The sequence below is a fragment of the Chryseobacterium sp. IHB B 17019 genome (assembly GCF_001456155.1).
GTDB lineage: Bacteria > Bacteroidota > Bacteroidia > Flavobacteriales > Weeksellaceae > Chryseobacterium.
In genome coordinates this window covers 1,194,302-1,219,713 of sequence record NZ_CP013293.1, presented here as the reverse complement: position 1 = coordinate 1,219,713, position 25,412 = coordinate 1,194,302, and the positions used below count along the sequence as shown (strand labels likewise).

General features: G+C 34.9%; 24 protein-coding genes, 1 tRNA gene and 1 pseudogene. 8 read left to right on the top strand and 18 right to left on the bottom strand.

What is annotated here, in order from left to right:
- Positions 1 to 11: 11 nt before the first annotated feature.
- The 6 genes from ATE47_RS05565 to arr all read right to left on the bottom strand — a co-directional run bounded on the left by ATE47_RS05565 (position 12) and on the right by arr (position 8,351).
- Positions 12 to 1,301, bottom strand: a complete 1,290-nt coding sequence (locus tag ATE47_RS05565) for a nucleotide sugar dehydrogenase (RefSeq protein WP_062161028.1) — start codon at positions 1,299 to 1,301, stop codon at positions 12 to 14.
- Positions 1,302 to 1,323: 22 nt separating this feature from the next.
- On the bottom strand, positions 1,324 to 2,292 hold the full coding sequence (locus ATE47_RS05560; RefSeq protein WP_062161027.1) for an SDR family oxidoreductase: 969 nt from the start codon (positions 2,290 to 2,292) through the stop codon (positions 1,324 to 1,326).
- Positions 2,293 to 2,294: 2 nt separating this feature from the next.
- Positions 2,295 to 4,637, bottom strand: a complete 2,343-nt coding sequence (locus ATE47_RS05555) for a GumC family protein (protein WP_062161026.1) — start codon at positions 4,635 to 4,637, stop codon at positions 2,295 to 2,297.
- A 4-nt stretch (positions 4,638 to 4,641) separates the two neighbouring features.
- Positions 4,642 to 5,352: a polysaccharide biosynthesis/export family protein gene (locus tag ATE47_RS05550; protein ID WP_228376323.1), complete on the bottom strand. Its 711-nt coding sequence runs from the start codon at positions 5,350 to 5,352 to the stop codon at positions 4,642 to 4,644.
- Positions 5,353 to 5,710: 358 nt separating this feature from the next.
- Positions 5,711 to 7,624 (bottom strand): polysaccharide biosynthesis protein, encoded by a 1,914-nt coding sequence (locus ATE47_RS05545; RefSeq protein ID WP_062161024.1) that lies wholly within the window; start codon positions 7,622 to 7,624, stop codon positions 5,711 to 5,713.
- A gap of 313 nt (positions 7,625 to 7,937) precedes the next feature.
- A complete protein-coding gene (arr, locus tag ATE47_RS19525; RefSeq protein WP_442857090.1) occupies positions 7,938 to 8,351 on the bottom strand; it encodes an NAD(+)--rifampin ADP-ribosyltransferase in 414 nt (137 codons plus the stop codon).
- Between the two features lie 790 nt (positions 8,352 to 9,141).
- Here arr and ATE47_RS05535 point away from each other — a divergent pair.
- Both ATE47_RS05535 and ATE47_RS05530 read left to right on the top strand, forming a co-directional pair.
- Positions 9,142 to 9,525 (top strand): hypothetical protein, encoded by a 384-nt coding sequence (locus ATE47_RS05535; RefSeq protein ID WP_062161023.1) that lies wholly within the window; start codon positions 9,142 to 9,144, stop codon positions 9,523 to 9,525.
- A 34-nt stretch (positions 9,526 to 9,559) separates the two neighbouring features.
- Positions 9,560 to 10,156 (top strand): Crp/Fnr family transcriptional regulator, encoded by a 597-nt coding sequence (locus tag ATE47_RS05530; RefSeq protein ID WP_062161022.1) that lies wholly within the window; start codon positions 9,560 to 9,562, stop codon positions 10,154 to 10,156.
- Between the two features lie 51 nt (positions 10,157 to 10,207).
- Here the strand turns inward: ATE47_RS05530 and ATE47_RS05525 are convergent, their stop codons facing one another.
- Positions 10,208 to 10,804 carry a Crp/Fnr family transcriptional regulator gene (locus tag ATE47_RS05525; RefSeq protein ID WP_062161021.1) on the bottom strand — a complete coding sequence of 199 codons (597 nt, stop codon included), beginning with the start codon at positions 10,802 to 10,804 and terminating at the stop codon, positions 10,208 to 10,210.
- Between the two features lie 639 nt (positions 10,805 to 11,443).
- Between ATE47_RS05525 and ATE47_RS05515 the strand changes: the two genes are divergently transcribed.
- Both ATE47_RS05515 and ATE47_RS05510 read left to right on the top strand, forming a co-directional pair.
- Positions 11,444 to 12,040, top strand: a complete 597-nt coding sequence (locus ATE47_RS05515; protein WP_062161019.1) for a Crp/Fnr family transcriptional regulator — start codon at positions 11,444 to 11,446, stop codon at positions 12,038 to 12,040.
- 652 nt (positions 12,041 to 12,692) lie between these two features.
- Positions 12,693 to 13,247 (top strand): hypothetical protein, encoded by a 555-nt coding sequence (locus tag ATE47_RS05510; RefSeq protein ID WP_150114789.1) that lies wholly within the window; start codon positions 12,693 to 12,695, stop codon positions 13,245 to 13,247.
- A gap of 502 nt (positions 13,248 to 13,749) precedes the next feature.
- Here ATE47_RS05510 and ATE47_RS05500 read toward each other — a convergent pair.
- The 3 genes and pseudogenes from ATE47_RS05500 to ATE47_RS19520 form a co-directional block, all read right to left on the bottom strand.
- Positions 13,750 to 14,118, bottom strand: a complete 369-nt coding sequence (locus ATE47_RS05500) for a hypothetical protein (RefSeq protein ID WP_062161016.1) — start codon at positions 14,116 to 14,118, stop codon at positions 13,750 to 13,752.
- A gap of 41 nt (positions 14,119 to 14,159) precedes the next feature.
- Complete coding sequence (locus tag ATE47_RS05495; RefSeq protein WP_062161015.1) at positions 14,160 to 14,663, bottom strand: hypothetical protein; 504 nt, start codon at positions 14,661 to 14,663, stop codon at positions 14,160 to 14,162.
- 6 nt (positions 14,664 to 14,669) lie between these two features.
- Positions 14,670 to 14,849, bottom strand: a pseudogene (locus ATE47_RS19520) (EndoU domain-containing protein); the annotation flags it as partial.
- Between the two features lie 1,235 nt (positions 14,850 to 16,084).
- On the opposite strand from ATE47_RS19520, the gene ATE47_RS05485 reads away from it, so the two are divergent.
- Positions 16,085 to 17,617 carry a T9SS type A sorting domain-containing protein gene (locus ATE47_RS05485; protein ID WP_062161013.1) on the top strand — a complete coding sequence of 511 codons (1,533 nt, stop codon included), beginning with the start codon at positions 16,085 to 16,087 and terminating at the stop codon, positions 17,615 to 17,617.
- 240 nt (positions 17,618 to 17,857) lie between these two features.
- Here the strand turns inward: ATE47_RS05485 and ATE47_RS05480 are convergent.
- The 3 genes from ATE47_RS05480 to holA form a co-directional block, all read right to left on the bottom strand.
- A tRNA-Ser gene (locus ATE47_RS05480) sits at positions 17,858 to 17,945 on the bottom strand.
- Between the two features lie 228 nt (positions 17,946 to 18,173).
- A complete protein-coding gene (gene trxB, locus ATE47_RS05475) occupies positions 18,174 to 19,115 on the bottom strand; it encodes a thioredoxin-disulfide reductase (RefSeq protein WP_062161012.1) in 942 nt (313 codons plus the stop codon).
- A gap of 221 nt (positions 19,116 to 19,336) precedes the next feature.
- Positions 19,337 to 20,374 carry a DNA polymerase III subunit delta gene (gene holA, locus ATE47_RS05470; protein ID WP_062161011.1) on the bottom strand — a complete coding sequence of 346 codons (1,038 nt, stop codon included), beginning with the start codon at positions 20,372 to 20,374 and terminating at the stop codon, positions 19,337 to 19,339.
- A 9-nt stretch (positions 20,375 to 20,383) separates the two neighbouring features.
- Between holA and ATE47_RS05465 the strand changes: the two genes are divergently transcribed.
- The 3 genes from ATE47_RS05465 (at position 20,384) to ATE47_RS05455 (ending at position 22,610) form a co-directional block, all read left to right on the top strand.
- Positions 20,384 to 20,809 (top strand): type I restriction enzyme HsdR N-terminal domain-containing protein, encoded by a 426-nt coding sequence (locus ATE47_RS05465; RefSeq protein WP_062161010.1) that lies wholly within the window; start codon positions 20,384 to 20,386, stop codon positions 20,807 to 20,809.
- 89 nt (positions 20,810 to 20,898) lie between these two features.
- Positions 20,899 to 21,513, top strand: a complete 615-nt coding sequence (locus ATE47_RS05460; protein ID WP_062161009.1) for an HAD family hydrolase — start codon at positions 20,899 to 20,901, stop codon at positions 21,511 to 21,513.
- Positions 21,514 to 21,866: 353 nt separating this feature from the next.
- Positions 21,867 to 22,610 carry a dienelactone hydrolase family protein gene (locus ATE47_RS05455; RefSeq protein ID WP_062161008.1) on the top strand — a complete coding sequence of 248 codons (744 nt, stop codon included), beginning with the start codon at positions 21,867 to 21,869 and terminating at the stop codon, positions 22,608 to 22,610.
- A gap of 126 nt (positions 22,611 to 22,736) precedes the next feature.
- Here the strand turns inward: ATE47_RS05455 and ATE47_RS05450 are convergent, their stop codons facing one another.
- The 5 genes from ATE47_RS05450 to ATE47_RS05430 form a co-directional block, all read right to left on the bottom strand.
- Entirely contained in the window at positions 22,737 to 23,114 is a 378-nt protein-coding gene (locus ATE47_RS05450) for a PEGA domain-containing protein (protein WP_062161007.1), read from the bottom strand.
- Positions 23,115 to 23,226: 112 nt separating this feature from the next.
- Positions 23,227 to 23,598: a cupin domain-containing protein gene (locus tag ATE47_RS05445; RefSeq protein WP_062163460.1), complete on the bottom strand. Its 372-nt coding sequence runs from the start codon at positions 23,596 to 23,598 to the stop codon at positions 23,227 to 23,229.
- 40 nt (positions 23,599 to 23,638) lie between these two features.
- Positions 23,639 to 24,166, bottom strand: a complete 528-nt coding sequence (locus ATE47_RS05440; RefSeq protein ID WP_062161006.1) for a GNAT family N-acetyltransferase — start codon at positions 24,164 to 24,166, stop codon at positions 23,639 to 23,641.
- The gene (locus ATE47_RS05435) at positions 24,166 to 24,771 is read right to left on the bottom strand and encodes a DUF2911 domain-containing protein (protein WP_062161005.1); all 606 of its coding nucleotides are present in this window, start codon (positions 24,769 to 24,771) and stop codon (positions 24,166 to 24,168) included. The genes ATE47_RS05440 and ATE47_RS05435 overlap by 1 nt, the downstream gene beginning before the upstream one ends.
- Before the next feature lie 30 nt (positions 24,772 to 24,801).
- Positions 24,802 to 25,314, bottom strand: a complete 513-nt coding sequence (locus ATE47_RS05430; RefSeq protein ID WP_185097137.1) for a methylated-DNA--[protein]-cysteine S-methyltransferase — start codon at positions 25,312 to 25,314, stop codon at positions 24,802 to 24,804.
- Between the last annotated feature and the right edge of the window lie 98 nt (positions 25,315 to 25,412).

Here is a 25,412-nt window from a genome sequence, read left to right as displayed (position 1 = left end):
GATGCTAAGTATTACAGCCTGGAATCACATTCTTCCAAAACTCCCTTCACATCGTAAATAACCCCTCCTTCCTTTAAATAATCATTAAAATTCACGTTCATGAATTCTTTGTGAGCGACAGTAAGGATGATAGCATCAAACTTCTCGTCCGGAATCTCATTCACTACATTGAGGTCATACTCATGTTTCACTTCGTCCAGATTCGCCCACGGATCGAAAGTTGTTACATGCAAAGCATAATCTTCAAGCCCGTGGATCACATCTACCGCCTTGGTATTACGTACATCCGGACAATTTTCCTTAAAAGTGATTCCTAAGTTCAAAACTCTGGCTCCATTGATGGTAATCTTCCTTTTAATCATGGTTTTCACCAACTGGGAAGCCACATACTGCCCCATCGAATCGTTAAGACGGCGCCCTGCCAATATGATTTCCGGATGATAGCCGTTTTCCTGCGCTTTTTGTGCCAGATAATACGGATCTACCCCGATACAGTGACCGCCTACCAACCCTGGTTTGAAGGGTAAAAAGTTCCATTTTGTTCCTGCAGCTTTTAATACCGCATGAGTATCAATTTCCAAAAGATTGAAAATTTTTGCCAGTTCATTCACAAAAGCGATATTAATATCCCTCTGTGAGTTTTCAATCACTTTTGCAGCTTCTGCGACCTTAATTGTCGGAGCCAAATGAGTTCCTGCGATAATCACAGATTTATATAAACGATCTACTATCTCACCGATTTCCGGTGTAGATCCTGAAGTTACTTTTAAGATTTTCTCTACGGTATGTTCCTTATCTCCGGGATTGATACGTTCCGGGGAATATCCTGCAAAGAAATCCTGATTAAATTTCATCCCTGAAACCTTTTCCAGAACGGGAATACACTCTTCCTCGGTGGCGCCGGGATAAACGGTAGATTCGTAGATTACAATATCATCTTTTGACAACACTTTTCCTACCGTTTCCGAGGCTTTATACAACGGGGTGAGATCAGGGCGGTTATGCTTATCAACCGGGGTCGGAACTGTAATGATGTAGATATTTGCATCCTTAATATCATTGAGATCATAAGAGCAATACAACCCATTTTCAGAAGACTGAAAAGGACTTTCCTGCATTAAAACAGCCTTTAATACTTCATTTTCAACTTCAAGGGTACTGTCTTCCCCTGTATTTAGTTCCTCAATCCTTTTCTGATTGATATCAAAACCTACAACCGGATATTGGGTTGCAAATAACCGTGCTAAAGGCAGCCCTACATATCCTAATCCGATAACGGCAATTTTATATTTTTTTTCCACAAAGACTCGATTTTAAAAAAGTTTATTTTAAATTTTCCCAATACCAGCTGATGGCTTCTTTCAGCCCTTGTTCAATGGTATGAGATGGTTTGTATCCTAATAGTTTTTCTGCTTTTTCTACGGAAGCCAGGGAGTGCGGGATGTCACCGACACGATTCGGGCCGTGAACAGCATCGATATTGGCAATTTCCTGATCGAATTCACTTAAATATTGTTTAAGATATTTAATTAAATCATTTAATGTTGTACGATCTCCCACAGCCGTGTTGTACACTGTATTCACCGCTTCAGGATTGTCAGTAAGCATGGCTAATTCATTCATCTGGATAACATTATCAATGTAAGTGAAATCACGTGAGTAATCTCCCGTACCATTAATTTTAGGGGATTCATGATTGATTAATTGCTTGATAAATAAAGGAATTACAGCCGCATAAGCTCCGTTGGGATCCTGTCTGCGCCCGAATACATTGAAATATCTTAAACCAATACATTCCATGCCGTAAGTTTTCCCGAATACATCAGCGTATAGCTCATTTACATATTTCGTAATGGCATACGGTGACAATGGTTTCCCGATTACGTCTTCCACTTTCGGCAACGATGCAGAATCACCGTACGTTGATGATGAAGCGGCATAAATGAAACGTTTAACATTCGCGTCACGAGCGGCAACCAGCATATTCAAAAAGCCTGAAACATTCACTCCATTGCTTGTGATAGGATCTTTAATGGACCTCGGAACAGAACCTAATGCTGCCTGATGCAGGACATAGTCTACATTTTCCACCGCTTTCCTGCAAGTTTCCAAATCACAGATATCGCCTTCAATTAATTTATAATTGGGATTTTCAAGGAAAGGCTCGATATTATGACGGTGTCCTGTGGCAAAATTATCCAGACAGACAACATCATAGCCTTTATTCAAAAAATACTCTGTCAGGTTGGAACCGATAAAACCTGCTCCTCCTGTAATTAAAATTTTATGCATTTCTATGATTTAAAGATTTTCTTCCACCAACTTTTATTGTCTTTATTACTGTAGCCATAGCCGTAGCTATAGTTATATCCGTAACCTCCTGCACGTTTTGAAACATCGTTAATGATAAAAGATACATTAGTAAGTTTGGACTCCCTTACCAAATCATTGGCAAAGTCGATCAGTATATTTCTTGATACTCCGGATCTTACCACGTATAATGTCGCATCGGCAGTATCGGCAATGCTTAAAGTATCTGATACCAACATGAGCGGCGCGGAGTCAATAATAATATAAGCGTACTGAGAAGACATCTGATCAATAAGCTTTTGATATCTTCCGTTGGAAAGTAATTCCTGAGGATTCGGAGGAATTGTTCCGGCGTAAATAATGTCGCATGAAGGGTTTGTAGCTGATGTATGAATAAGCTCCTCAACATTTACCGAATCATCATAAAGGTATTCCGTAAGTCCTTTTCTTTTGGTCGGTTCGCTGTCATATCGCTGGATCTGAGGATTACGAATATCAGAACCAATCAGAAGCGCTCTTCCGTTTTTATTGGCTAAAGTAAGCGCAAGATTTACGGATACAAGGGTTTTCCCCTCTCCTTTTACCGAAGAAGTTACCATAATTACTTTGGCTGAATCTTTTACCGGTAGAACGAATTTAAGATTGGAGACAAGCACCCTGAAAGCTTCCGCCAGCTCCGAAAAGTCGTTTTTCTGAACCAGGTGGTTTTCGCTGTCTTTAAGTGACGGTATGTCGACCAATATACCGAGCCCGGAACGTTCTTTAATATCGTCTCTGCTATAGATTTTGTCGTCCAGCATGAAAAGTAAATAGAAAATCGCAAAAGGAATTAATATTCCCAGGAAAAAAGCTCCCGGAAGAATAATATCTTTTTTAGGCGACACTGGTGTATCTACTGTAAACGCAGGGTTTACAATTTTAGCTTTCGGTACATCCACCGACAGGTTGATTGCGTTTTCTTCTCTTTTTTGAAGTAAAAATAAAAAGAGCTGTTCTTTAAGGTTTTGCTGACGTTCGATTCCCCTGTAGACTTTGGACTGTCCGGGAACCTTTTGTATAATATTATTACTGGAATTGATTTGATTTTGAAGCTGCGCAATACCCGACTGCACGGTTTCTTTCTGCTCACGGATATTGTCCCTGATAATGTCCTTCAAGGCAGTAATTTCCCTGTTCATTTCTACAACAGCAGGGTTTTCGTTGGTAGCCTGCTTCAGGGTTTTGTTTCTGGTGATAAGAAGCAAATTATACTGAGAAATAGATTGTTCCAAAGAAGGATTAAGGCCCAGGTTTGATGGCATAAGCTGGTTGGTCCCCTTTGAAGCCTCTGCTGTAAGGGAATTAAGGAGATCAAGCTGTGCCTGCTGCTGAAGAAGGGCTTTGGTATTTTCACTTGTATTTTGAAGCGCTAGCTCTGCCTGCGCCTGCAAATCAACAATACGGTTGCGATTCTGGAAATCTTCCTTCTGGTTTTCTACCCCGGAAAGGTCTCTGGTAATAACTTCAAGTCTTTTATCAATAAATTCCTGGGTATTCTGTGCCTGTAGGTTTTTATCTCTCTGCCCGTCAATATTATACTGTCTCGTCACCTCATTAAGAATGGCTTCCGATTTTTCAGGAAGCGATCCTATCAGGCTTATATCCATCAACATAGCCTTTTCGTCCGGTAAATTTACCTGGATAGTTTTTTCGAGTTTTTTTACTTTCTCGATAGGATTCGAAAAGATAATTTTATATTCTGATTTATCTGATTTGAAAGCAACTGCAGGATTTTTCTGCAATACCACTGTCCCGAAATCAAGCTGTAAAGGCGTATTGAATTTACCTTTATAGCTTTTCTTTTTCTCGTCCTGAAGGGTAAACTCGTCTTCTTTTACCTTCGTAAGAGTATATTGTGAAGATTTAAATTTTTCATCTTTAAAATTTAATACTTTAGCAGTGATCGGAACTTTTAAAAAGAGCTGGGAATCTTTAATTTCTCCTGCATTAAAATATTCTACATTCAGATTAAGATTTTTCACTACCTGCATGAGTATCGGCCGCGAGTTTACCACTGCCGCCTCACTTTTCAGCTCGTCGGCGTTGCCCAGACCTATGCCCAGATTATCAAGATCTGCCAGTGCTGAGGAAAGATCGTTTGTTTTTTTATCGAATTTAAGGGTAGTTTTCGTCTGGAATTGAGGCACACTGTACCTTAGATAAATATAAGCACCCGTCACAAATACCAGAATAGAGGCTATAAACCACGGCCATTTATACAGGTATTGAGATACAGTTTTCCTTAGATTTAATTTTTCTTCCTTAGCTTGAAGTTCTATCTGCTGCATATTTTTATCGTCGTGTTAAAGCAATAATAAGAGTACCTGCCGTTAGTAGCGCACCAATGATCTGGAATGTAAGCGCTCTGTTCGGGTTAGAATTTGCCTGAACCTGCTTATTTTTATCCGGCTGCACATACAAGATGTCGTTCTGCTTCATGTAATAATAAGGCGAGTTTACAATATCAGCTCTGGTAAGGTCAATATTGACAATCTGATCAGTGCCGTCGTCTCCCGTACGGATAAGCTTTACATTCGTGCGGTCTCCAAAGTCCGTCATATCACCCGCAAGGCCCAATGCTTGAAATACATTGATTTTTTGAGAGACACTTTCTTTCTGCCCCGGATCTTTCACCTCACCTAAAATGCTCACATTGAAGTTTTTAAGACTGATTGATACCATAGGATCCGTAAGATATTTTTTAAGACGCGCTTCCAGATCTTGTTTCAGCTGTACCTGAGACATTCCTTTGCAGTATATATTTCCTAATACAGGGAAATAGATATAACCTTCTTCATTTACCAAATATTCGCTTGGCTGTACATACTGATTGATTCCGGTAGTTGTTTCGCTTCCTACTTTATTAGCCGTATTAAGGTTGAAAGGTTTTACGGCAATTTCATCCAAGGCCGAAACAAGAATCAAAAGGACATCCCCTTCCTGAATATGCAAGCCCTCAAACTTTGCCCTTGAAACCTCCTCTTCCATATTATGATTTGACATATATACCATATTCTGCTTTGGTTTACATGATAGTAAAGAAACCGATAACAGTATTAGATATGTAATAATAATAGTGTTCTTCATATGTTATTTAAGTATACTCGAATTGAATGCTCAGTTTAATTAATATATTTTATTATATATGAGCTAATTACGTATCTTTTCCGCATTATTTGAAAAATTCACATACAAGTGAAACGCAATTAAATGTGGTATATTGTTTTTTGAATTAAGTCTTTTGTATCAATTTTCATTCCGATTAAGGATAAAATACTAATAAAATATTATTTTAACATTTCTTTCAAACATAATTGATTACGCTAAATAAAAATTTTAACTGCCTTTTTTTATTCCTAAATTATTGATATACTTCCTCTTCCGATACCTCATCAAGGATTTCAAATTGCGAATTATTGCTTTTAAATTCCGGCACAATAGTTTTTAAAATTTTTACCACCTGTAATTTATCTTTTTTAATAGCTGCCCGCATAATCTGCTTGCATAGAATATCTACTTCTTCAAATTCCATCACGGGATCTTTCGATATCATAATTTTTTCATGATGTGTAGGTATTGTTGTAGAATTGTCGGTCAGAAGCTCTTCATACAGCTTTTCACCAGGCCTTAACCCAATAAAATCAATTTTAATATCAACATCCGGCGTATATCCGGACAATTTTATCATTCTTTTTGCAAGATCCAGAATTTTGATAGGTCTTCCCATATCAAAAACATAAATTTCGCCTCCCTTTCCCATTGTTCCGGCCTGAAGCACCAGTTCGCAGGCTTCGGGAATTGTCATAAAATAGCGGATGATTTCGGGGTGAGTAATCGTAACCGGACCACCTTTTTCAATTTGTCTTTTGAAATGCGGAATTACAGAACCGTTGGAACCCAATACATTACCAAAACGTGTCGTAATAAATTTCGTAGTATTGTCAGGTGAGTTTTGTAGGGACTGTACAAAAAGTTCGGCAGCCCTTTTGGATGCTCCCATGACATTGGTTGGGTTCACAGCTTTGTCTGTCGACACCATCACAAAACGGTTGACATTATATTGTCTGGATAAAAGTGCTAAGTTTTTAGTTCCTCCAATATTTACAAAAATAGCCTCACGTGGATTGTCCTCTATCAAAGGGACATGCTTGTACGCTGCAGCATGATAAACAATTGAGAATCTGTAATTTTCAAACACTTTTTCCAATCGGTGAAGGTTTGAAATATCGGCCAGCACAAATTTGAAATTTTGGTTTGGAAATCTTTCTAACAGCTCAAGTTTCAGCTCGTGTAAAGGAGATTCAGCCTGATCAACAATCACAATAATCGACGGGTTCAGCTGAGCAACCTGTCTCACAATTTCGCTCCCTATGGATCCTGCCCCACCTGTTACCAGGATACTTTTATTAAAATGGCGGCTTCTTACCTCTTCGCTTTCTATTTTAATCGGTGCGCGGTTCAGTAAATCTTCAATTTGAAGCGGACGAATGCTTCCTACTATACCACCTTCCGTCATTTTGTTGCCCGATGGCGCTTTCAGGACTTTCAATCCTTTATCCAATGCAACAGCCATCCATTCTTCCATTTCCGGCTTTGGCATAATTTCTTTAATTAAAACTGCATCAAAGTGCTTCTTCAAATTATCACTTTTAATGAATTCTCTTTTATTGTAAATCTTATGACCCAGCAGCATTGCTTTTTTAGAATCTGATCTCGCGCTGAGAAAACCTGCTAATTGGTAAGACTGTCCGGGATTATGAATGATGGCATTTGCCAGTGATACAGATTCATCTTCTATTCCCACCACGGCAATTCTTATTTTGGGTGAACTCTCTTTAGAATCCATCAATATGCTGAAAAGCTCTTTGGTAGCCATTCTGAAGAAAAACATCAGAAAAATGGAGATAAAAAAGAATAAAAAAAGAGCAGGATATAAATATATTGGTTTGTCCAATACCTGTTCTGAAACAAAATTCAGCACAAGCAAAACAAGAAGGGCACTGCCTGAAGACCAGATAATTTTGAAAAAATCAAAAAAAGTAGAATATCTTATAATTCCTGCATACGTCTTGAACAGAAACATAAATAAAATATTGACAGCAATCATCACAAATATTTTTTGGGTAAAATATTCGCGGAAATTCATTTCTACCTTAAGATTTTTTAAGAAAAGATAGGAGATTAAGATAGAAAAAGAAATAATTGAAATATCGATAAAAAAAACTAACCATCTAGGTATATACCTTAACTCTTTGATTTTAAAAACATTTCCCATACTACAAATAACCTAAAAAATAACATATTTGCTTTATTTCATCATTTGGTGGGTTTTTATGTTAAACAAAGGTAATGATTATTATTAATAATTTTATGTATTATGTATGAATTTTATGAAATGATGTTGCTAATATTATGGTATAAAATCAACTCATTTTTTTGTTGATCGTTTAAGTCATTGTACCACAATATTTTTGAAATTATTTTAAATAAAACTTATGGATAAAAAAATTATAACTAAAAATTTCAACCCTCTGGATTTTGGCAAAACCGACCAGAGGGTTGTAAAATATAGTTAATAATTATCCAAGCTAATTGATGATTTGTCCCTTGCTGTCCGCTAATTTCTCACGGAATTTCTCTAGATCTTCAGGATTTGGTTTTACCCAGTCTGTTGCTTCTCCAGTGATTTTCAGAGGTGAATCAGAACGGTAAGAACGAGTCGGGTTGCCTGGGAATTTTTTATCTGTAAGGTTCGGATCATTTTCGTAACTGCCCATTGGCTCAACAATATATACGCGGTCCGGTCCGTCACCTTTTGCCAGTGCCGCAGCAAGTCCTGCCCCATTTACCAACCCAGTAAAATAAATATGATTCATTTTGAAATCCGACTTATAATTAGAATTTCCGCCCGCCGTCAATAGATCCCCGACTTGCAAATCCGCCTTTGTACCATGATAGAAAGGGCCTCTGTCTGAAGGATTATCCTTAAACAATTTTGCCAGTTCATAATTTTCTTTTGCCTTTTCTGTGTCAGATAAATCTTCGTAGCACTTGGCGATATTAGAATAAAGAGCAGGAAAAGCACTTTTTACCGTGTCATCATTGATTTTTAAAGCATTTTCTAAAGCTGTTTCAAGCCATTTTAATTTGTCAGAGGCCGTTTTCTGATTTCGGGAAATATAATGAGCGGCAAGAAATTTTTCGAGGTCGTTTGTTGCTTCCTCCCACCCTCGCAGAAATAGTTTGTTTGCTTCTTCATGATTTCCTTTATCTTCAATGTCCATCCCCTGAAGACATAGTTTAACAACGTGATTGAATGGTGAAAATTCCATATTATTTTTTTGTTCTGTTATTTTTCTAAAAGTAAAATATTTCACGAAAAGTTTAATTCTTTAATTTCATTAAAACTTTTAACCAAAATTACCAAATCATCATGAAAACTTGCTTATCTTAAGGCAAGATTTAGTTCAATACTTATCCTTGAACAGTATTTCCACGTTGTTTACGACTTAGATCATATTTATGAAACTGGTGAAATATCTATCTTTGGTATACATTCGTCGCATAAAAGGCGATTTTTTTCCTGTACTTACAAAAATTACCAAATTAGTACTGCTGATACCGGAGATCGAAACTTCTTGGATATAAGTAAGCAGGAAGCCAAACCATAAATTATTATGTTTATAAAAACTTCTGCATTGAGTAGGAGTTGCAGAAGATATTTCGCGAAGATAATATGCCACGGTTATAAAGTATTAAGATTCACATCACTTACCACCAAATCAAAATATTATGGAAATCACAGAATTAAAAATTCACAATTACGTCAGGTACGAAAACGAGATGTATTCACTTATTGAGGTATTTCAGCATGAAAATGAAGAATATTACGTCAAAATAAGAAATTCTAAAAATTGTTTATGTATTCCCGCCAAATTAATCAAGCCCGTAAAAATGGACGAATCCTGGCTCCTGAGATTTGGCTTCACTAAAACCTATGATTCTAAGCACATTATAAGATTTGAAAGAAGGAAAGAATCTTTAAAATACGATATTGATCTTCACAACACACCTACTATGACCGGCCTGAAACTTTATGGGAATCATGTCAACTGCAGATATGTACATCAGTTTCAAAACCTTTTTTGCTTTTTATTTGGGAAAGAGCCTGTATGATTTAGATATTAAAACAACTTACAAAGATTAGATAATGCTTGTTGATGTTGATTTACTGTTCTCGTATAATGGATTTATTAAAACTTACAGCCGGTCTGAGGTCATTTTTAAAGAAGGTGATATTCCGAGGTTTTATTATCAGGTAATTACCGGCTCCGTGAAGCTCAACCATATAGGTGAAGACAATAAAGAGCTTATACAAAGTATTTTACGTGAGGGACAAAGTGTTTGTGAGCTACTATCCTTCATCGATGACCCATTTCCTGTCAATGCAATAGCCATGTCGGAATGTACCATCTTAAAAGTTCCTAAACCTGAGTTTTTACAGCTTCTTGACGAACATCATGAGGCAGCAATAGCTGTCCGGAAATTTATTGCACAACGGTTGTATCATAAATTTATCATGATGCAAAATAATGCTTCTAAGTATTCTCATGTAAGAATTAAAGGTATTCTAGAGTATTTTAAGAGTTTCACCGATGATGAGACTCCATATTCTTATGAAGTTCCTCTTACAAGGAAGCAGCTGGCATCAATAACTGATTTGCGCATTGAAACCGTGATAAGAACAGTAAAGAAAATGGAAAGCGAAAAGCTGTTGAAAATTAAAAAAGGGAAGATTTATTTTTAAACTTAATTTTAATATTTAGATATAAGGTTTAAACAAAGAGATTATTAATTATTAATAAAATATTTTACCATCCTTTATATCCAGAATTTCGTTTTTTTCCATCCTTTTTATAGCTCTGATGGCAGTTTCTAAAGAAAGTCCTGCAAGGGAAGCCAATTGTTGTCTGGTGTGGGGAATCTCAAAGGAGAACTTCTCTTTATTTTCCCTTGAATCTTTCATTTGATTCATTAATTCCATTAATCGTTCTTCTGCATTTTTACCCGTAATCTTCTGCATTAACACCATTTTTTCAGATGTTTTCTCTGATAAAGTCTTGTACATATCCAGAAAAATATGAGGATGACCCTGCAGTAATTGAAAGAACTGATCTCTGCCTATTTTAAGAATAGTACTTTTTGTAATGGCAACTGCATTTACCGGATACGGTTTTCCAAGAATAAGCATAGATTCCCCGAAACAGGCATTACCTGAAAGAATATTTTGTATAAATTCTTTGCCATCTTCACTATAACTATTAAGCTTTACCTCGCCGTCCACAATTTGATAATAAAACTGCGGAGTCCCATCTTCACGAAATATATAATCGCCAGCGTTGTAATGCTCTTCAATTGCTTCTACTGAATGCAAAAGTCTCTCTTGGATAGACATAATGTAATTTTTAAGGTTCGCTTCATTCTATGTTACTGAGGTAGAAAATTATGTGGCACTTCTGAACGTCTTGAATTTATTTACTAATGTACCATAATACTAGCGCATTACAGTATATTATAAACAAAACTTTGTCTACGCCTCAAAACAGAAAATTTTCACTACTATTGATGATAGTTGGGGATATATTTGAAATGCTTAGTCTATTAAAAAATCTCATATATATAAAATTGCTGATTTCAAAACTTGATTCAAAATTGTATTCATATTTTTATACAGTTCAGGTTCAAAGGTAGCCCATCAGCAAGGTAATAATTATGACATAGATCATATTTTGAATCTTTTATAAACAGAAGACAGCCAGTATACACAGGCTATAATTTATACTGATTTTCAATGTTTTATGCGAAATATTTTAATTTTCCCGAAAAATTTCATTAAAATAATGACTTTAAAAATGATAAATGTGGTAATAGTAAGGTATCCTTTATTTCACAAAATTTACGATATGATAAAATGTTTAATAGTTGAAAAAAATAAAATCTTTTGGCTAAATCATATCCTAAAAATTATTAAATTAATATATTTGTGATAAGTATGCACAATCAAGCTAGGTGATATTTGTTTTAATTAGGAGTTATGGCCATACAAGAAGACTTGCTCATTACTTACGGAGCGGACATTATAAAACTAAAAAAATCCGAATTGCTCTTTGAGGAACATCATTCACCGGAATATTATTTCCAAATCAAAACAGGTAAAATAAAGCTTACAAATTTTCAGGCCGAAAACAAAGAATTTATTCAGAGTATTCATGAGGATGGCGAATCTGTTGGCGAAATATTTTTATTTTCCAAATCCAAATACCCTGTCAATGCTGTTTCAATGGAAGATTGTACTATTTACAGGCTGGAGAATGATAAATTACTACAATTGCTGGAGTCTAATTTTGAAATTCAATTGAAACTTCTTCATTACATAGCAAAAAGAACTTATTACACCTATATCTTCCTCAACAGCCTGACCTCAGAAGACGCCACTCACCAATTACTTACTCTACTTAATCATCTGAAAGACAGCCAAAATAGCACAGAAGCCTATTCCTATAAAATTCCTTACACCAGAAAAGAACTTGCTTTTTTAACAGGATTAAGAATTGAAACCGTCATAAGAATTTTAAAGAAGCTGGAAGGTGAAAACCTGATCAGAATTGTTAAGGGAAGGGTATTTTATTAGGATATGCTAATAAAATTGCTTTTATTGTTCTTAAACAATTTTGATTATGCTTATACTTGCTTATTATTGACAACTCTAAATAACAAAAAAGCCTTTAAATTAGATTTGAAAGCTTTGATTTTTGTTTCCTCAATTGGCGAGAGTGAAGTAAAACCACCTTATCTTTAAATCTCATTATTCATCAATATTTTCTGAAATTGGAGCTCAGCTACACACCTAATTACTCACTTTTGAAATGTAGATTTTTGAGATTCTATACAAGACTTTAGTTGAAAGGCGGAAACCAATCCAACAATTGAGATTATTGTCAGCATTTGCAATTTTCTGGAATTAGATATAAATCGAATGGTCACTAAAGAAAGCGAAAATCAACTCGTGGTAATTAAGCTGGAAATATTAGATTAGAAGCAAAATTAAAATAAGAAAAATCCTAATTATTTCGAAATTTCCTTTTTTAATAGAGAATCGTAGTAATTGAAAATATATGTTTTATATTTGAGAATTAACGGAAATTTCTTCCCATCAGTAATACGATATTCCTAGCAATACTTTGTTTTTCAACAATATTATTCTGCTTAAATAAAAAAATAAATCATTATAAATAAAAATATTAACTTTATAAAAAAAAGTTATGAAACGAAATTATTTCTTTGTGACAATTTTGTCATCTATTTTTGCGACCGCTCAAGTTGGGATTAATAAAATCAATCCAAATAGTACATTAGCCATAAATGGTTCTTTTGAGGCATCATATAGAGAAGTTAATACAAACACTTATGCCATCGCCAGTACTGACCACTATATATCTTATAGTGGGACGGCAAATACAACATTTACACTTCCTATTATTGGTACTGGAACGGCAAATTTTACAGGAAGAGTATACAGAGTAAAAAATTTAAGTACGTTTACTATAACCTTACAGGCTTCTGGTGGTAATGTCTTACGTTTAAATAATAATACTTCAACTACATTTCCGGTCCTTCCAGGCGGTTATGTTGAAGTTGTAAATAATGCCAATACCACAGGAGGAACTTGGGACTTATCTTTTCTCGGGTTTACAAGTCTTACGAATAATGTAGAAGTCTATGGTACTCAATTACGAATTCCTCCACATGCTTTAGCATCTGCGGGTGCAGTTGCGGATTGGACAAATCACACCAATACGGGCTATGACACTGAACTGGAACAGATGCGTGGTGGGTAATAAGCAAAACCTCAACCACCTACACACAAAGTGCAACTCTTAGCAGACCCAGCAGAATGGTAATTGTATATGAATATCAAGGTACACCATTTAACACCACTAATCTTTATCCTTTTTTAACTCCTGGAAATAGCTCAAGTTTCCCTGACATTTTTGCCGCGGATTTTATAAGCCTTGTTAACAATGGAACCGCAGGGAGAACGAGGCTTACTGTCTCTGTTTCCAGATTAGATTTAATTGGTGATGCTGGTGGCGGTAATCTTAGTAACTGGAGCGGAAACTTTTTGTTAAACGCACTATTAACTAAAAGAACAAATTAATCACTGTCTGTTCTATATTTTATCATTGTGACTCTTACATATTAGTAAATAAAACCAACTTTTCAGGAGTTGGTTTTATTATTAACAGTAAGAAATAAAAAAACCTTCCCGTAGGAAGGATCAAAACACAAAGTGATGAAAAAAATTATTTTTCAATATTATTCAAAGACATCGTACAATTATTATTTTCCTCTACTTTTCAAATAATCCCGCCAAGCCTCTACTATTACTTTAAAATCTGAGGTTGGTAACTCAAAATCTGCAGTGTAATTAGGATTTTCATATTTATCCACTTCATCATAAATCGTTGTAGTCGATTTTTTTATAACAGCAAGCATCATACTTTGTGCAGGATAAGTTGTATTCGAGTTTAGATCGGGATATGATAGTGCTTTGTCTGCTGAATCGAATAATTGATTTACACTATTAGAATCACGAAATGTTCCAATAAAAGCACTTAATGATTCATTTATAGAACTGATAAATTCAAATTCAGTATTAAAAAAAATTTTAACACCAAATTTCACTTTATAATTTGATAGTACACTCATATAATTAATTCTTAGGCCAAGACGTTATTATTTCAAACCGGTTAACCCTCAGCAAAAAGGTCTGACAAATCAAAACTTAAAATATTTTCTGGTTTTGTAGTTTCCACATAACCAATTTTTATTTTGTTTCTGGTTATTGAAATAAACTTTAAATTATATTGCGATAAAATTGTATAATTCATAATTTTCTGATTCTTCTGTAAATAGACTTTCCATTCATTAAGTATTGCTTTAAAATCATTTGTACTTAAAATAATATCAGGTTGATTATAATTATTAGTACCTTCATCATATATTCTTACCTCATTAGGAAATATTCGAATATGAATATAAACAGCACTAATATCTTCATAACTATTTTCACTTATAACATTATCAATTTCCCATTCTATGTCTTCTACCATATCTATATAATCATTAAAAGTCAACACCTGTGACAATAGAGGGTATGTATCTGATTCTGAATAATTTCTAATACCAAAATCTAAATCTTTAACTGTAAAAAAATTTAAACCAAATTGGTTTAATAATTGTGTATTGCTCATTTTTATTTATTTAAAAATTGGATATGCTGTTTTTAATTGACCATTTCTTATTACTATTGCTATTTCTATTTTTACTCCATCACTCATCTTTCCCAACCATGCATTTCCGCTATAATGCACTTTATTTTTGAAAGCAAATGTTAGTTCTTGTTGCAATTTCTCTTTTGTCCAGCTATCTGGAAAAAAAGTACTAGGTCTTTTCTACTATTGTACACAATATAAAGTATGAGTTTACTGATTCTTCTTTCATGCAACTCACCTTTATTTCTGAGTCTTGCTCAAAACCGAAAGAATTTGCGCAGCCAGGTTTAGATGTAAAATTATGTAAGTAAATTACCTAAAAAGCTCCTCCAGGCTAGAACAATTTCTTTGAAATCACTTGTCGGCAATGAATAATCAGCAGGAATATTTGGATTTGCTTCATATTCATATCAATTATGGTATATACTGACTGTTGTGCTAGTAATTCTTAATAACTGTAAACCTTGTTATATAAAAAAAACTACCTGTTTCATTTGCTTGAATATCTATTGCTTTTAGAAGACTATTACAATTAATAGGGTTATTAAAATCAACAATTAAAGCATCTAATACAGTACTTATTGAATTCATAAATTTATGGTCAGAATTATGGACTCTCACAACTCTAAAATTCACTTTGTAATCATTTAACACACTCATTTTATATTTATTTAAGTACTGGCAATTCTGGCCAGCATGTTATAAGTTATTTGTGTTGGATTTTAAAACTCCGATTTCCTTTTCATTAAATAAAATTTCATCTTTTTTAACTGAATTTTCTGAGCAAAAAATAATACGGGAACAATAATAAAATAAATTTTCTCAATAATTTTGATTACATACAAAATATTCAACAGATTAGTTACACAGTAAACATATTTAACTGGATATTTAAAGTTTATTTAGTAATATTTTTAAGCCTGTCTAAGTCTTTTTTTATGAATTAATTCATTTTCTGTGTTCTACTTGAAATCTGCCAGATTTATATAACGCCTAATCACATATTCTTAACTTAATGCCATTATCTTATTTACTTTAAGAACATAAAAATTATTATTTACCCTAAAATTTTAGCAAAAACAGACAAAAAGATCAGTGTTGACTATCTTAAATTACTGCAATATTACTGCATCCTACATATAACTATCTATTTTTAAACACTTTAAAAATCAACGTATAATTATAGTAGATGCTTTCTGGTAAGTTGACAATAGATTTGCAGGTTTAGTTTTTTAATCATATATCGATAAATTTTAAACGGTCAAGTACAATTAAATTAATAATAAATAATAGGGGCAAAATAATCCTGGATATTTTCAATCTGATTTTTTTGAAAATCTTCTTAAAATTAGGATAATAACCCAAAAATTATATTGCGTCTTAAATTAAAATCAGAAATTATGAAAAAAGTTTTATTCTCGGGATTACTATTAAGTAGTCTAAATTTATTTTCTCAATATGGAGCTTTGGATGCTTCTTTTGGAACAGGAGGAAAAGTGATCACTTCTGTTGGTTCAGGCTCTGATAAAGCCTATTCGGTTGCACTACAACCAGACGGTAAAATATTAGTTGCAGGAATGACCGTGAACGCACTGACAGGTCAAGACTTTGTGTGTCTCAGATATAATACCAATGGTACATTAGACACAACTTTTGGAACTAATGGTATTTTCACCAATGATTTTCAAACGGGTAGTGATGATGTTGTATATTCATTAGCTCTTCAGGCTGACGGTAAAATTGTCCTGGCGGGATATTCTGACGACGGAAGTAATAAAAATGCGGCAATATTAAGGTTAACAGCCGATGGGACTATTGATACAACCTTCGGAACAGGAGGTAAGATATTAACCGAATTTATTACCGGTAAAGCCGATGAAATAAAAGTTGTAAAAATACATCCTCTAACCGGAGCTATTATTGTAGGTGGTACTTCAGCTACATCAACAACGCAATCTCAGGCTGTTATAGCAAAGTATACAAATACAGGAGCATTAGACACTACTTTTAATACTACCGGAATAAACGCTTTGACTCATAATACCGGAAACGGAACATATTATTATGTTGTTGAAGATCTAGCGGTAAAACCTAATGGTAAAATTTCAGCTGTGGGCTGGATCAACCAACAAGGATTACAATGGAGTTCCAATCACATGGCATACCGTTTAAACAGTAATGGTACTTTAGATACTTCCTTTTCAACAGATGGAGTGATTACCGTAAATGGAGGTTTTAATGCTGATGATAAATCTTTCTCTATGATTTTAAATGCTGATGACAGCTTTTTATTTAGCGGTGGTGGGAACTTAACATCTACTAAATATGATTATTTCCTAGGTTCATATAATGCAGCTGGTACTTCAGCAATTGGTAGGGCATTTTTTGATTATGGTACTCTGATCAATGATATAGCCTATGGTATGGGAGTCGACAGTACTGGCAAAATTGTGATGGCAGGATCAAGTGCTACTTCTACAACAAGCTCGTCATTCGGTATCTCAAGGGTAAATGCTAATTATTCAGTTGACAACTCCTTTGGCACAGCAGGAAAAGTAACTACAACTTTCGGATCAAATACAGCAAATGAAGCATTTGATATGGTCATTCAGCCAGATGATAGAATTATTGCCGTAGGATATAGTGGAAATGATATTGCTATTGCAAGATATACCGGAGGATTTTTAGCAACAAATGAAGCTAGTACCTTAGCGGGAAGTGGTAAGATTTATCCAAATCCGGTTAAAACAATTATAAATATTTCACCGGAGTTTACAAAGGAAGATAATAGCTTTACGATTTATAGTATTGAAGGTAAACTTTTATTAAAAGGTAATGCCCAAGACGGCCAAATTAATGTTGAATCTCTACTAAAAGGAACATACCTTATTAAACTGGGAAATCAACAGGCAATAAAGTTTATAAAAGATTAAATTTCAATCCAATATAAAAAGATATTTCAATAAAAATAACCCGAAGAATTAATTTTTTCGGGTTATTTTATTGAATTGTAATTAAGGCAGTGATTTGCAAATAAATGGCCGAGATTTTTAGGATTGCTCTTTACATAGAACAGTAAGCCGTAGGTTTGATACATTTTGCTCTCTCCAAACAACAAAAAAGCCTTTAAACACTAAGATTTAAAGACTTTTGATTTTATTTGTTTCTCCAACTGGCGGAGAGTGAGGGATTCGAACCCCCGGACCTGTTACAGTCAACAGTTTTCAAGACTGCCGCAATCGACCACTCTGCCAACTCTCCTGAACTCCGACGGTAACGCCGTTTTCAGTGGTGCAAATATAGAATGTTTTTCGTTATTCCCAAAATATTTTTAAAACAAATTTTAACAAAACTTAATAATAATCTAAGAATCAGATTGATTATTTTATGGCAATAGGCTATATGCAATAAGCATTATTCTTTTGATTATTTCAAAAATAAAAAACGCACCTTTTAAAAGATGCGTTTATATTTAAATTTAATGTATTATTAATGTAGTTCTGCAAGATACTTTTCAGCATCCATCGCCGCCATACAACCGCTTCCGGCAGCCGTAATCGCCTGTCTGTAAATATGATCCTGAACATCTCCCGCAGCAAAAACTCCCGGAAGATTTGTTCTGGTAGAACCCTTTTCAGTTAGGATATATCCGTTTTCATCAAGGTTTATTTGTCCAACGAAAATATCAGTATTTGGTTTGTGGCCAATAGCAATGAAAATCCCGTCAACATCAATGGTAGAAGTCTCTTTGGTTTGATTGTTAATCACTACTGCTCTTTCAACAAGGCTGTTTTCTCCTTCAATTCCTATTAATTCATGGTGGAATTTTACTTCAATATTCGGAGTATTTTCAACTCTGTGAATCATCGCCTTAGACGCTCTGAAAACATCTTTTCTCACCAACATTGTCACTTTATTTACCAATTTTGCAAGATAAGTCGCCTCTTCCGCCGCAGTATCTCCTGCCCCAACTACCACTACATCTTTTCCTTTATAGAAAAATCCATCGCAGGTAGCACATGCGGAAACTCCTCCACCGGCATATTTTTTCTCATCGTCAAGACCTAGATATTTTGCCGTTGCTCCGGTAGAAATAATTACAGTTTTAGCAAAAATTTCTTTATTTCCTGCAAATAATTTATGAACACCGCCAACTTCCTTGGAAAATTCAACTTTTGTGATCATTTCATAATGCACTTTTGTGTCGAATCTTTCTGCTTGTTTCTGCAAATCCATCATCATTTCAGGACCTGTAATTCCTGCTGGATACCCTGGAAAGTTATCAACTTCAGTAGTTGTAGTCAATTGTCCGCCCGGCTCCAAACCTGTATATAGTTCAGGTTTTAAGTCTGCTCTTGCTGCATAAATTGCCGCTGTGAAACCAGAAGGTCCAGATCCAACGATCACACAATCTAAAATGTTTTGCTCCATAATTTGCTTTTCAAAAGATTTAAAAATTTCCGACTGCTAATTTCGTAATTTTTAATAAGTATTTAAAGTTATTTTAATGATAGTTGTCAATATGTAAGATGTTACTTTTCGATTATGTTATGAGTTATGAGTTATGAGTTAGAGGTTAGAGGTTAGAGGTTAGAGAATATAATCATGTTATTCAGCAAACTCATAATTCATAACTCTTAACTTATAACTCTTTACACTTTCATCTTAATTTTATCAACATTAATGATCTTGTAAACCAGTTCTTTAATCAATTCCGCTTCGCTCATATTGACTGCTCCCAAGCCTTTTCCTTTCATATCGAATTCCCTTAAAATAGAGATTACTCTCGTTGCATGTTTTAAAGGATACAATCTTGCAGATTCCGCGTAATCTTTGATGAAATAAGGGTTTACACCCATTTGGGAAGCAATAACCTGTGGAGGCTGCCCGATCATCGTATTATAAATAATCACATTGGAAAAATAATTGTATAAACTCGACAACATCATTACAAAAGGATTATTTTTAGGATTTTTACCCATAAAATGAGCAATTTTAAATGCTGCATTGGCATTTTTTGTACCTAAAGCCTTCTGTAATTCAAAGACATTGTATTCTTTGCTGATCCCGATGTGATTTTCGATAATTGTTCCATCCAGAACTTCGCCTTCTTTAAGAATAATTTTCAGCTTATTCAGTTCATTGGCGATTCTGGAAAGGTCGTTCCCAAGATATTCTGCCAGTAAATGGGAAATATTCGGGGCTGTTTTTATGCTTAGTTTAATACATTCGTCGGCAATCCATTTCGGAAGATTATTCTCTTTGATGGATTCACTTAAAAAAAGGCATTTCATCTTATCCAAAGATTTCGTCACCTTTTTCCGGCTGTCTAACTTCTTGTGTTTATGCGCAAAAACCAGAACGGTAGATGGCACCGGATTTTCCACATAAGCTTCCAATGCTTTCGTTTCGGGCTCAGTTAATTTTAAATCCTGAGCTTCTTTTACGATAATTACCTGCCTGTCTCCCATCATCGGAAACTGTCTTGCCAGCGAAAGAATTTCCTGATAAGACGTATCTTTTCCATAAACCACAGTTTGATTGAAAGCTTTTTCATCTTCATTCAAAAAGTCGTGTTCAAGGGCTTTTACAGCAAGATCAATAAAGTAAGGTTCTTCTCCATGGAAAAAATAAATCGGTAAAACTTCTTTATTTTTAATACTTTTGAGGATTAAATCTAATTCTTTCATCTTATATTAATGGAACTTCCGAAACTGAATTTTCAGGAAACTTTTGATTTTAAATTCAAGAGAGACAAAGATAAGTTTTTTATTTATGATTTGGTTCGTAAAACTTACCTTTTGCTCACTCCTGAAGAGTGGGTGCGTCAACACTGGATTCACTATTATCTCACCGTGAAGTCCTACTCTACATCTGCTTTAATTACAGAAAAAAAGATTGTTTTGAATGGTTTAACGAAGAGAGTTGACTTACTCGTTACAGAAAAAACAGAACCTATAATTTTAATCGAATGTAAAGCTCCACATATTAAATTAACGGAAAAAACGTTTGAACAGACGGCAAGGTATAATTCCATTGTAGGAGCAAAAGAAATTATCCTGACGAATGGTTTGCAGCATATCAATGCATATTATGAAAACGAACAATATCAATTTTATAAATAAGATTGTTAGGGTTCAGATTAAAATTTTGCACCAACCTTAACCTTAACCTTAACCTTAACCTTAACCTTAACCTTAACCTTAGAAAAAGTATGAAAATTAAAAACATCGTATTCGATTTTGGAGGCGTTTTAGTGGATTGGAATCCGAGGTATTTTTTTAAAGAATACTTCAATGATGACGAAAAAATGGAATATTTCCTTGAAAATATTGCTCAATCCGAATGGAACGAAGAACAGGACAGAGGAAGATTGTTATCCGAAGGCACGGAAATCCAGGTGAAAAAATTCCCGGAATGGGAAAAAGAATTGAGAGCTTATTACGATAACTGGACCGTTATGCTGAAAAGCGACATTCCTCACAATGTGGAAGTTTTGAGGAAGCTTGGAAAAACTGATTATCAATTATATGGATTAACCAACTGGTCAGAGGAAACTTTTCCTTATGCGTTGGAAAATTATGATTTTTTCCAATTATTTGACGGGAAAATTGTGGTTTCGGGAACGGAAAAATTAATCAAGCCAGATCCGAAAATATGGCACGTTTTGTTGGAAAGGTATGACCTTGATGCTCAAGAATCTATCTTTATTGATGATAATCCTAAGAATATTGAAATGGCGCAGTCTTTAGGTTTCAATACTGTTCATGTTACCCCGGAAACTGATTTGGAAAAGGAACTGATTAATCTAGGAGTAAAATTCGAATAATTAGAAACTTTATAATATTTTATTGATCCTCATTATAGGTTATTTTTATTAATTTAGATGAGAGCTTTCGTTTTTGATCTGCACCAGCAATGACAACTGAGTTTTGGTTGAGACAACGAAGGAATGTTTGTGTTTGATCAGGATGAGAAAGGAAGTAATTAAGAGATTGCTTAGTCACTTCTCTCCTCGCAATGACAAATGTTGAAAAAAACGACAAATACCCTAGCCCGGATTGCAGTGGAAATCCTTTTTTGAAAAAAAAGATTGCAACGAAAAGCCGGAAATTGCTTCAAAAATAAATAAATCTGCAATTCGATGTAGTCAAATAGCTCCAAAAAAATAAATTACAAAATATGATACGATCAATCTTACTAACCGCTTTTCTTATGACTTCAGGAACAATTTTCTGTCAGAGCCTTAAAACAGCTTCTTATCAGGACGGTTCTCAAAAACTTAATGGTCTTGTAACTTCCAATGCAGGAAAAAAGCTTCCCGGAGTGCTGATTTTGCCCGCCTGGAAAGGCATTGACGACGAAGCAAAAACTGCCGCCATTGAACTGGAGAAACAGGGTTATATCGCTTTTATTGCTGATATTTACGGGGAAGGGAACATCCCGACAGACAGCGATACTGCGGCAAAAACTTCAGGTTATTACAAGAAAAATTACGAAGCTTATCAGAAAAGAATTTCTCTGGCTTTGGAACAATTGAAGAAAAATGGAGCAATTCCCAATAAAATTGCGGTGATCGGATATTGTTTCGGAGGTACGGGAGCTTTGGAATCTGCGAGGGGAAATCTCCCTGTGGCGGGCGTTGTTTCGATTCATGGGAGTATTGGAAAGGACCAGACCAGAAAAAACGGACCGATTTCGACTAAAATTTTAGTTGAAAATCCTGCAGACGACAAAGGAGTTACTCCTGAAGATTACAATAACCTCATCAAAGAGATGAATGAAGGAAATGCTGACTGGCAGATCATCACTTATGCTCATTCAAAACATACTTTTACAGATCCAAAATCACCGGATTATAATGAAGTGATGGCCAAAAGAGCATGGAGTCATACGCTGATGTTTTTAAAGGAGATTTTGAAATAAGGCTTAAATTTTAAACTTCTAAGATTAAGATGCTTCGACCTCGTTCAGCATGACATTTCCTAACACTAACTGTGCTTATGAAATCCTAGTGACCCCATTCTGAGCCAAGTCGAAGCATTATAGTAATTACTTAGATTCTAATTCTACTGTATATGCTTTTGGCGAATATTTTGTTAAAGAACCTGTTGCAGCATCAACACCAACACCGATCGCCCCTCCAAGAAGAATGTTTACTAATGTTACCGGATTAAATTTTTTAACCAGCTTTACTTCCTTGTTATTATAGCCTTCTTTTTCGAAAGTAATCATTTGCTTGCTTAAAGATCTTGGGATTTCAGCAGTACAGGGAGTAGTACACTTTTCAATTCCTTTATGGAACACTTTTGCGCCTTCAGGAGTTGATGTGAAAGAAATTTTGTCTTTTGTGCCTGTAATAATAGTTGCACATGAGGTTGTAGAAAGTGTTGTGCCTAACACCAACGCGATTAAGAATGTTTTTTTCATCTGATTGTATTTTTAAAGGTGCGAAATTACAAAAAGATATTCATCAATTTAAAAGTTTAACAAAATTTTATTATTAGTTAGTACATTGATACTGTTAGATTGTTACATTTTTTTAATCCACTCCTTCCTCTTCCCTGTTCACCAATTCCATAGAAAACGCGGGAAGACAAATGGAAACATATTCGCATTGTTCCGGAAAAGGGTTGCTATAACGGACTCTGGCTCCTTTTCCCACCAAAATACTTTGCCCTTTTTCTAAAATAACAGTTTCTCCATCTATTTCAAATTGCTTTTTTCCTGAAATAATTAAGGTAAATTCATCAAACTGCGGAGTCTGATACGGCTCGCTCCAATCCGGCGGTGCCACCATGTGGGCAATCGAAATATTTGAATTCTGGGTAGAATTTCCCCAATGTTCTTCAATTAATTTTCCGTCTATTGTCGGAACAATGAATGGTGATTTTTGAATTTTAAACTTTTTCATAAATAATTGTTTAATGGTGTTATTTGTGAGAAAATTTGTTTTATATCCAATTTTCTTTTTTGATTTCGTAAACAAAATTAGTTCTTGTCGGCTCCCCGAAATAGGCAACTTCTTCTTCTGCAACCTTCTCTCCGCCAAGCCTTTCCAGTGCAATCTGCGAACGGTAATTTTCTTTTCCGATATGAAAATGAACAGCATCCACAAACTGAAAAATATAGTCGAGCATTAATTTTTTAATCTGAGGATTAATGCCTTTTCCCCAGGATTTCGTGCCGTAAAAAGTATATCCTATGAAAATACTGTTTTTATTTTCATCAAAATCATAGAAACGGGTACTCCCAAGAACGTCTCCCGTAGCTTTATCGACAATTTTAAAAGCACCTTTACTTTCGATGGCTCCTTTAAAAAAGTTCTCAAAAACTTCTTTTTGGTAACGGCCTTTGTTCGGGTGCTGTTCCCAGACTTTTGGATCGGAAGCCACTTCGTATAAAGACTCAAAATCCCCTTGCTGTAAGGGGATTAATTGATATTTTTCGTTCTCTAAAACATCTTGAATTGAGAAGTTCATTAGCTTTTTGCTTTTGCTGCGTCAGATTCTATTTTCTTGATTTCCTTTAATTTATCGGAAATTTTAATAACTGCATCCGGTCTTGCAGGTTTCAAAGCAACCTCAGCCTGAGCCGTATCCCATTTCAACACAAGGTTTGCAGAATTTTCGTCTGTCGGGTTTAAGGTAATTTCAAACCACTCTTGCTTGTCTGCCAGTTTGTTAACCGGAACCGTAACATCTACAACATCCTGTTTTGGATCATAAGTATAAGCTCCCCACTGCTGGAAATCTTTATTTAAGATCACTTTCCATTCTTTTTCAGTCGGAATAATGAATAATCCGTAAGTTCCTGCCGGAACAATTTTTCCACCGAAGTTTACAGCTTGTCCGAAAGTAATTTTTGTTGATGAGTTTGCTCCCGCTCTCCAAACCTGCCCGTAAGGAACCAGTTCTCCGAAGATTTTACGTCCTTTCACGCCCGGTCTTCCGTAGTCGATCATGATTTTAGACATTGAAAACTGCTGCTCTACTTTCTGACGCGGACTCGCTGCCGGTACTGAATAATCCTGAGCAAAACTGATAGCTGAAGCTGATATGCAAAGTGCAAATAATAACTTTTTCACTTGATAAATTTTTTGTTTAAAATTACAAAATCAAAACAGAATAGCCTTCTCCAATTCCAATAATTTTTGTTTTCTCCAAATTCCGCCTGCATATCCCACCAATTCGCCGTTTGAGCCGATCACGCGATGACAAGGAATTAAAATGGCAATTTTATTGATTCCGTTTGCCGTTCCCACCGCGCGGATTGCTTTCGGATTACCTAAAAACTCGGATTGCTGTTTGTAGGTCCTGATTTCGCCCATCGGGATTTCCCTCAACAATTGCCAGACTTTTTGCTGAAATTCTGTTCCTTTAATGAATAATGGCACTTCAAATTGTTGTGTTTTGCCTTCAAAATATTCTGTTAATTCATTTTCCAATTGTCCGAAATGAATATGATTTCCATCTTTAATTTCTGCGTTCAAAGATTTTGTTAAAGAAGTGAATTGTTTTTCAATATTTTTCCTGTCGGTAAATTCCAGCAGGCAGATTCCCTCGTCTACGGCACAGGCAATCATTTCTCCGAGTGGGGTTTGGATGGTTTTGCGGTATATCATTTCCATTTAATTAAAATTAATAAAAATTCCTTCATTTATCTATCTTTTAACCATCATTTATTTTATATTTCAAAAATAAAGGCTAATTTTCTAAACTTAAAAAA

What these genes read in the sequence shown, in the direction of transcription:
- ATE47_RS05560 (WP_062161027.1), bottom strand. Translation starts at nt 2,292, where the DNA reads ATGCATAAAATTTTAATTACAGGAGGAGCAGGTTTTATCGGTTCCAAC.
- ATE47_RS05555 (WP_062161026.1), bottom strand. Translation starts at nt 4,637, where the DNA reads ATGCAGCAGATAGAACTTCAAGCTAAGGAAGAAAAATTAAATCTAAGG.
- ATE47_RS05550 (WP_228376323.1), bottom strand. Translation starts at nt 5,352, where the DNA reads ATGTCAAATCATAATATGGAAGAGGAGGTTTCAAGGGCAAAGTTTGAG.
- ATE47_RS05545 (WP_062161024.1), bottom strand. Translation starts at nt 7,624, where the DNA reads ATGGGAAATGTTTTTAAAATCAAAGAGTTAAGGTATATACCTAGATGG.
- ATE47_RS05535 (WP_062161023.1), top strand. Translation starts at nt 9,142, where the DNA reads ATGGAAATCACAGAATTAAAAATTCACAATTACGTCAGGTACGAAAAC.
- ATE47_RS05530 (WP_062161022.1), top strand. Translation starts at nt 9,560, where the DNA reads ATGCTTGTTGATGTTGATTTACTGTTCTCGTATAATGGATTTATTAAA.
- ATE47_RS05525 (WP_062161021.1), bottom strand. Translation starts at nt 10,804, where the DNA reads ATGTCTATCCAAGAGAGACTTTTGCATTCAGTAGAAGCAATTGAAGAG.
- ATE47_RS05515 (WP_062161019.1), top strand. Translation starts at nt 11,444, where the DNA reads ATGGCCATACAAGAAGACTTGCTCATTACTTACGGAGCGGACATTATA.
- ATE47_RS05500 (WP_062161016.1), bottom strand. Translation starts at nt 14,118, where the DNA reads ATGAGTGTACTATCAAATTATAAAGTGAAATTTGGTGTTAAAATTTTT.
- ATE47_RS05495 (WP_062161015.1), bottom strand. Translation starts at nt 14,663, where the DNA reads ATGAGCAATACACAATTATTAAACCAATTTGGTTTAAATTTTTTTACA.
- ATE47_RS05485 (WP_062161013.1), top strand. Translation starts at nt 16,085, where the DNA reads ATGAAAAAAGTTTTATTCTCGGGATTACTATTAAGTAGTCTAAATTTA.
- trxB (WP_062161012.1), bottom strand. Translation starts at nt 19,115, where the DNA reads ATGGAGCAAAACATTTTAGATTGTGTGATCGTTGGATCTGGACCTTCT.
- holA (WP_062161011.1), bottom strand. Translation starts at nt 20,374, where the DNA reads ATGAAAGAATTAGATTTAATCCTCAAAAGTATTAAAAATAAAGAAGTT.
- ATE47_RS05465 (WP_062161010.1), top strand. Translation starts at nt 20,384, where the DNA reads ATGGAACTTCCGAAACTGAATTTTCAGGAAACTTTTGATTTTAAATTC.
- ATE47_RS05460 (WP_062161009.1), top strand. Translation starts at nt 20,899, where the DNA reads ATGAAAATTAAAAACATCGTATTCGATTTTGGAGGCGTTTTAGTGGAT.
- ATE47_RS05455 (WP_062161008.1), top strand. Translation starts at nt 21,867, where the DNA reads ATGATACGATCAATCTTACTAACCGCTTTTCTTATGACTTCAGGAACA.
- ATE47_RS05450 (WP_062161007.1), bottom strand. Translation starts at nt 23,114, where the DNA reads ATGAAAAAAACATTCTTAATCGCGTTGGTGTTAGGCACAACACTTTCT.
- ATE47_RS05445 (WP_062163460.1), bottom strand. Translation starts at nt 23,598, where the DNA reads ATGAAAAAGTTTAAAATTCAAAAATCACCATTCATTGTTCCGACAATA.
- ATE47_RS05440 (WP_062161006.1), bottom strand. Translation starts at nt 24,166, where the DNA reads ATGAACTTCTCAATTCAAGATGTTTTAGAGAACGAAAAATATCAATTA.
- ATE47_RS05430 (WP_185097137.1), bottom strand. Translation starts at nt 25,314, where the DNA reads ATGGAAATGATATACCGCAAAACCATCCAAACCCCACTCGGAGAAATG.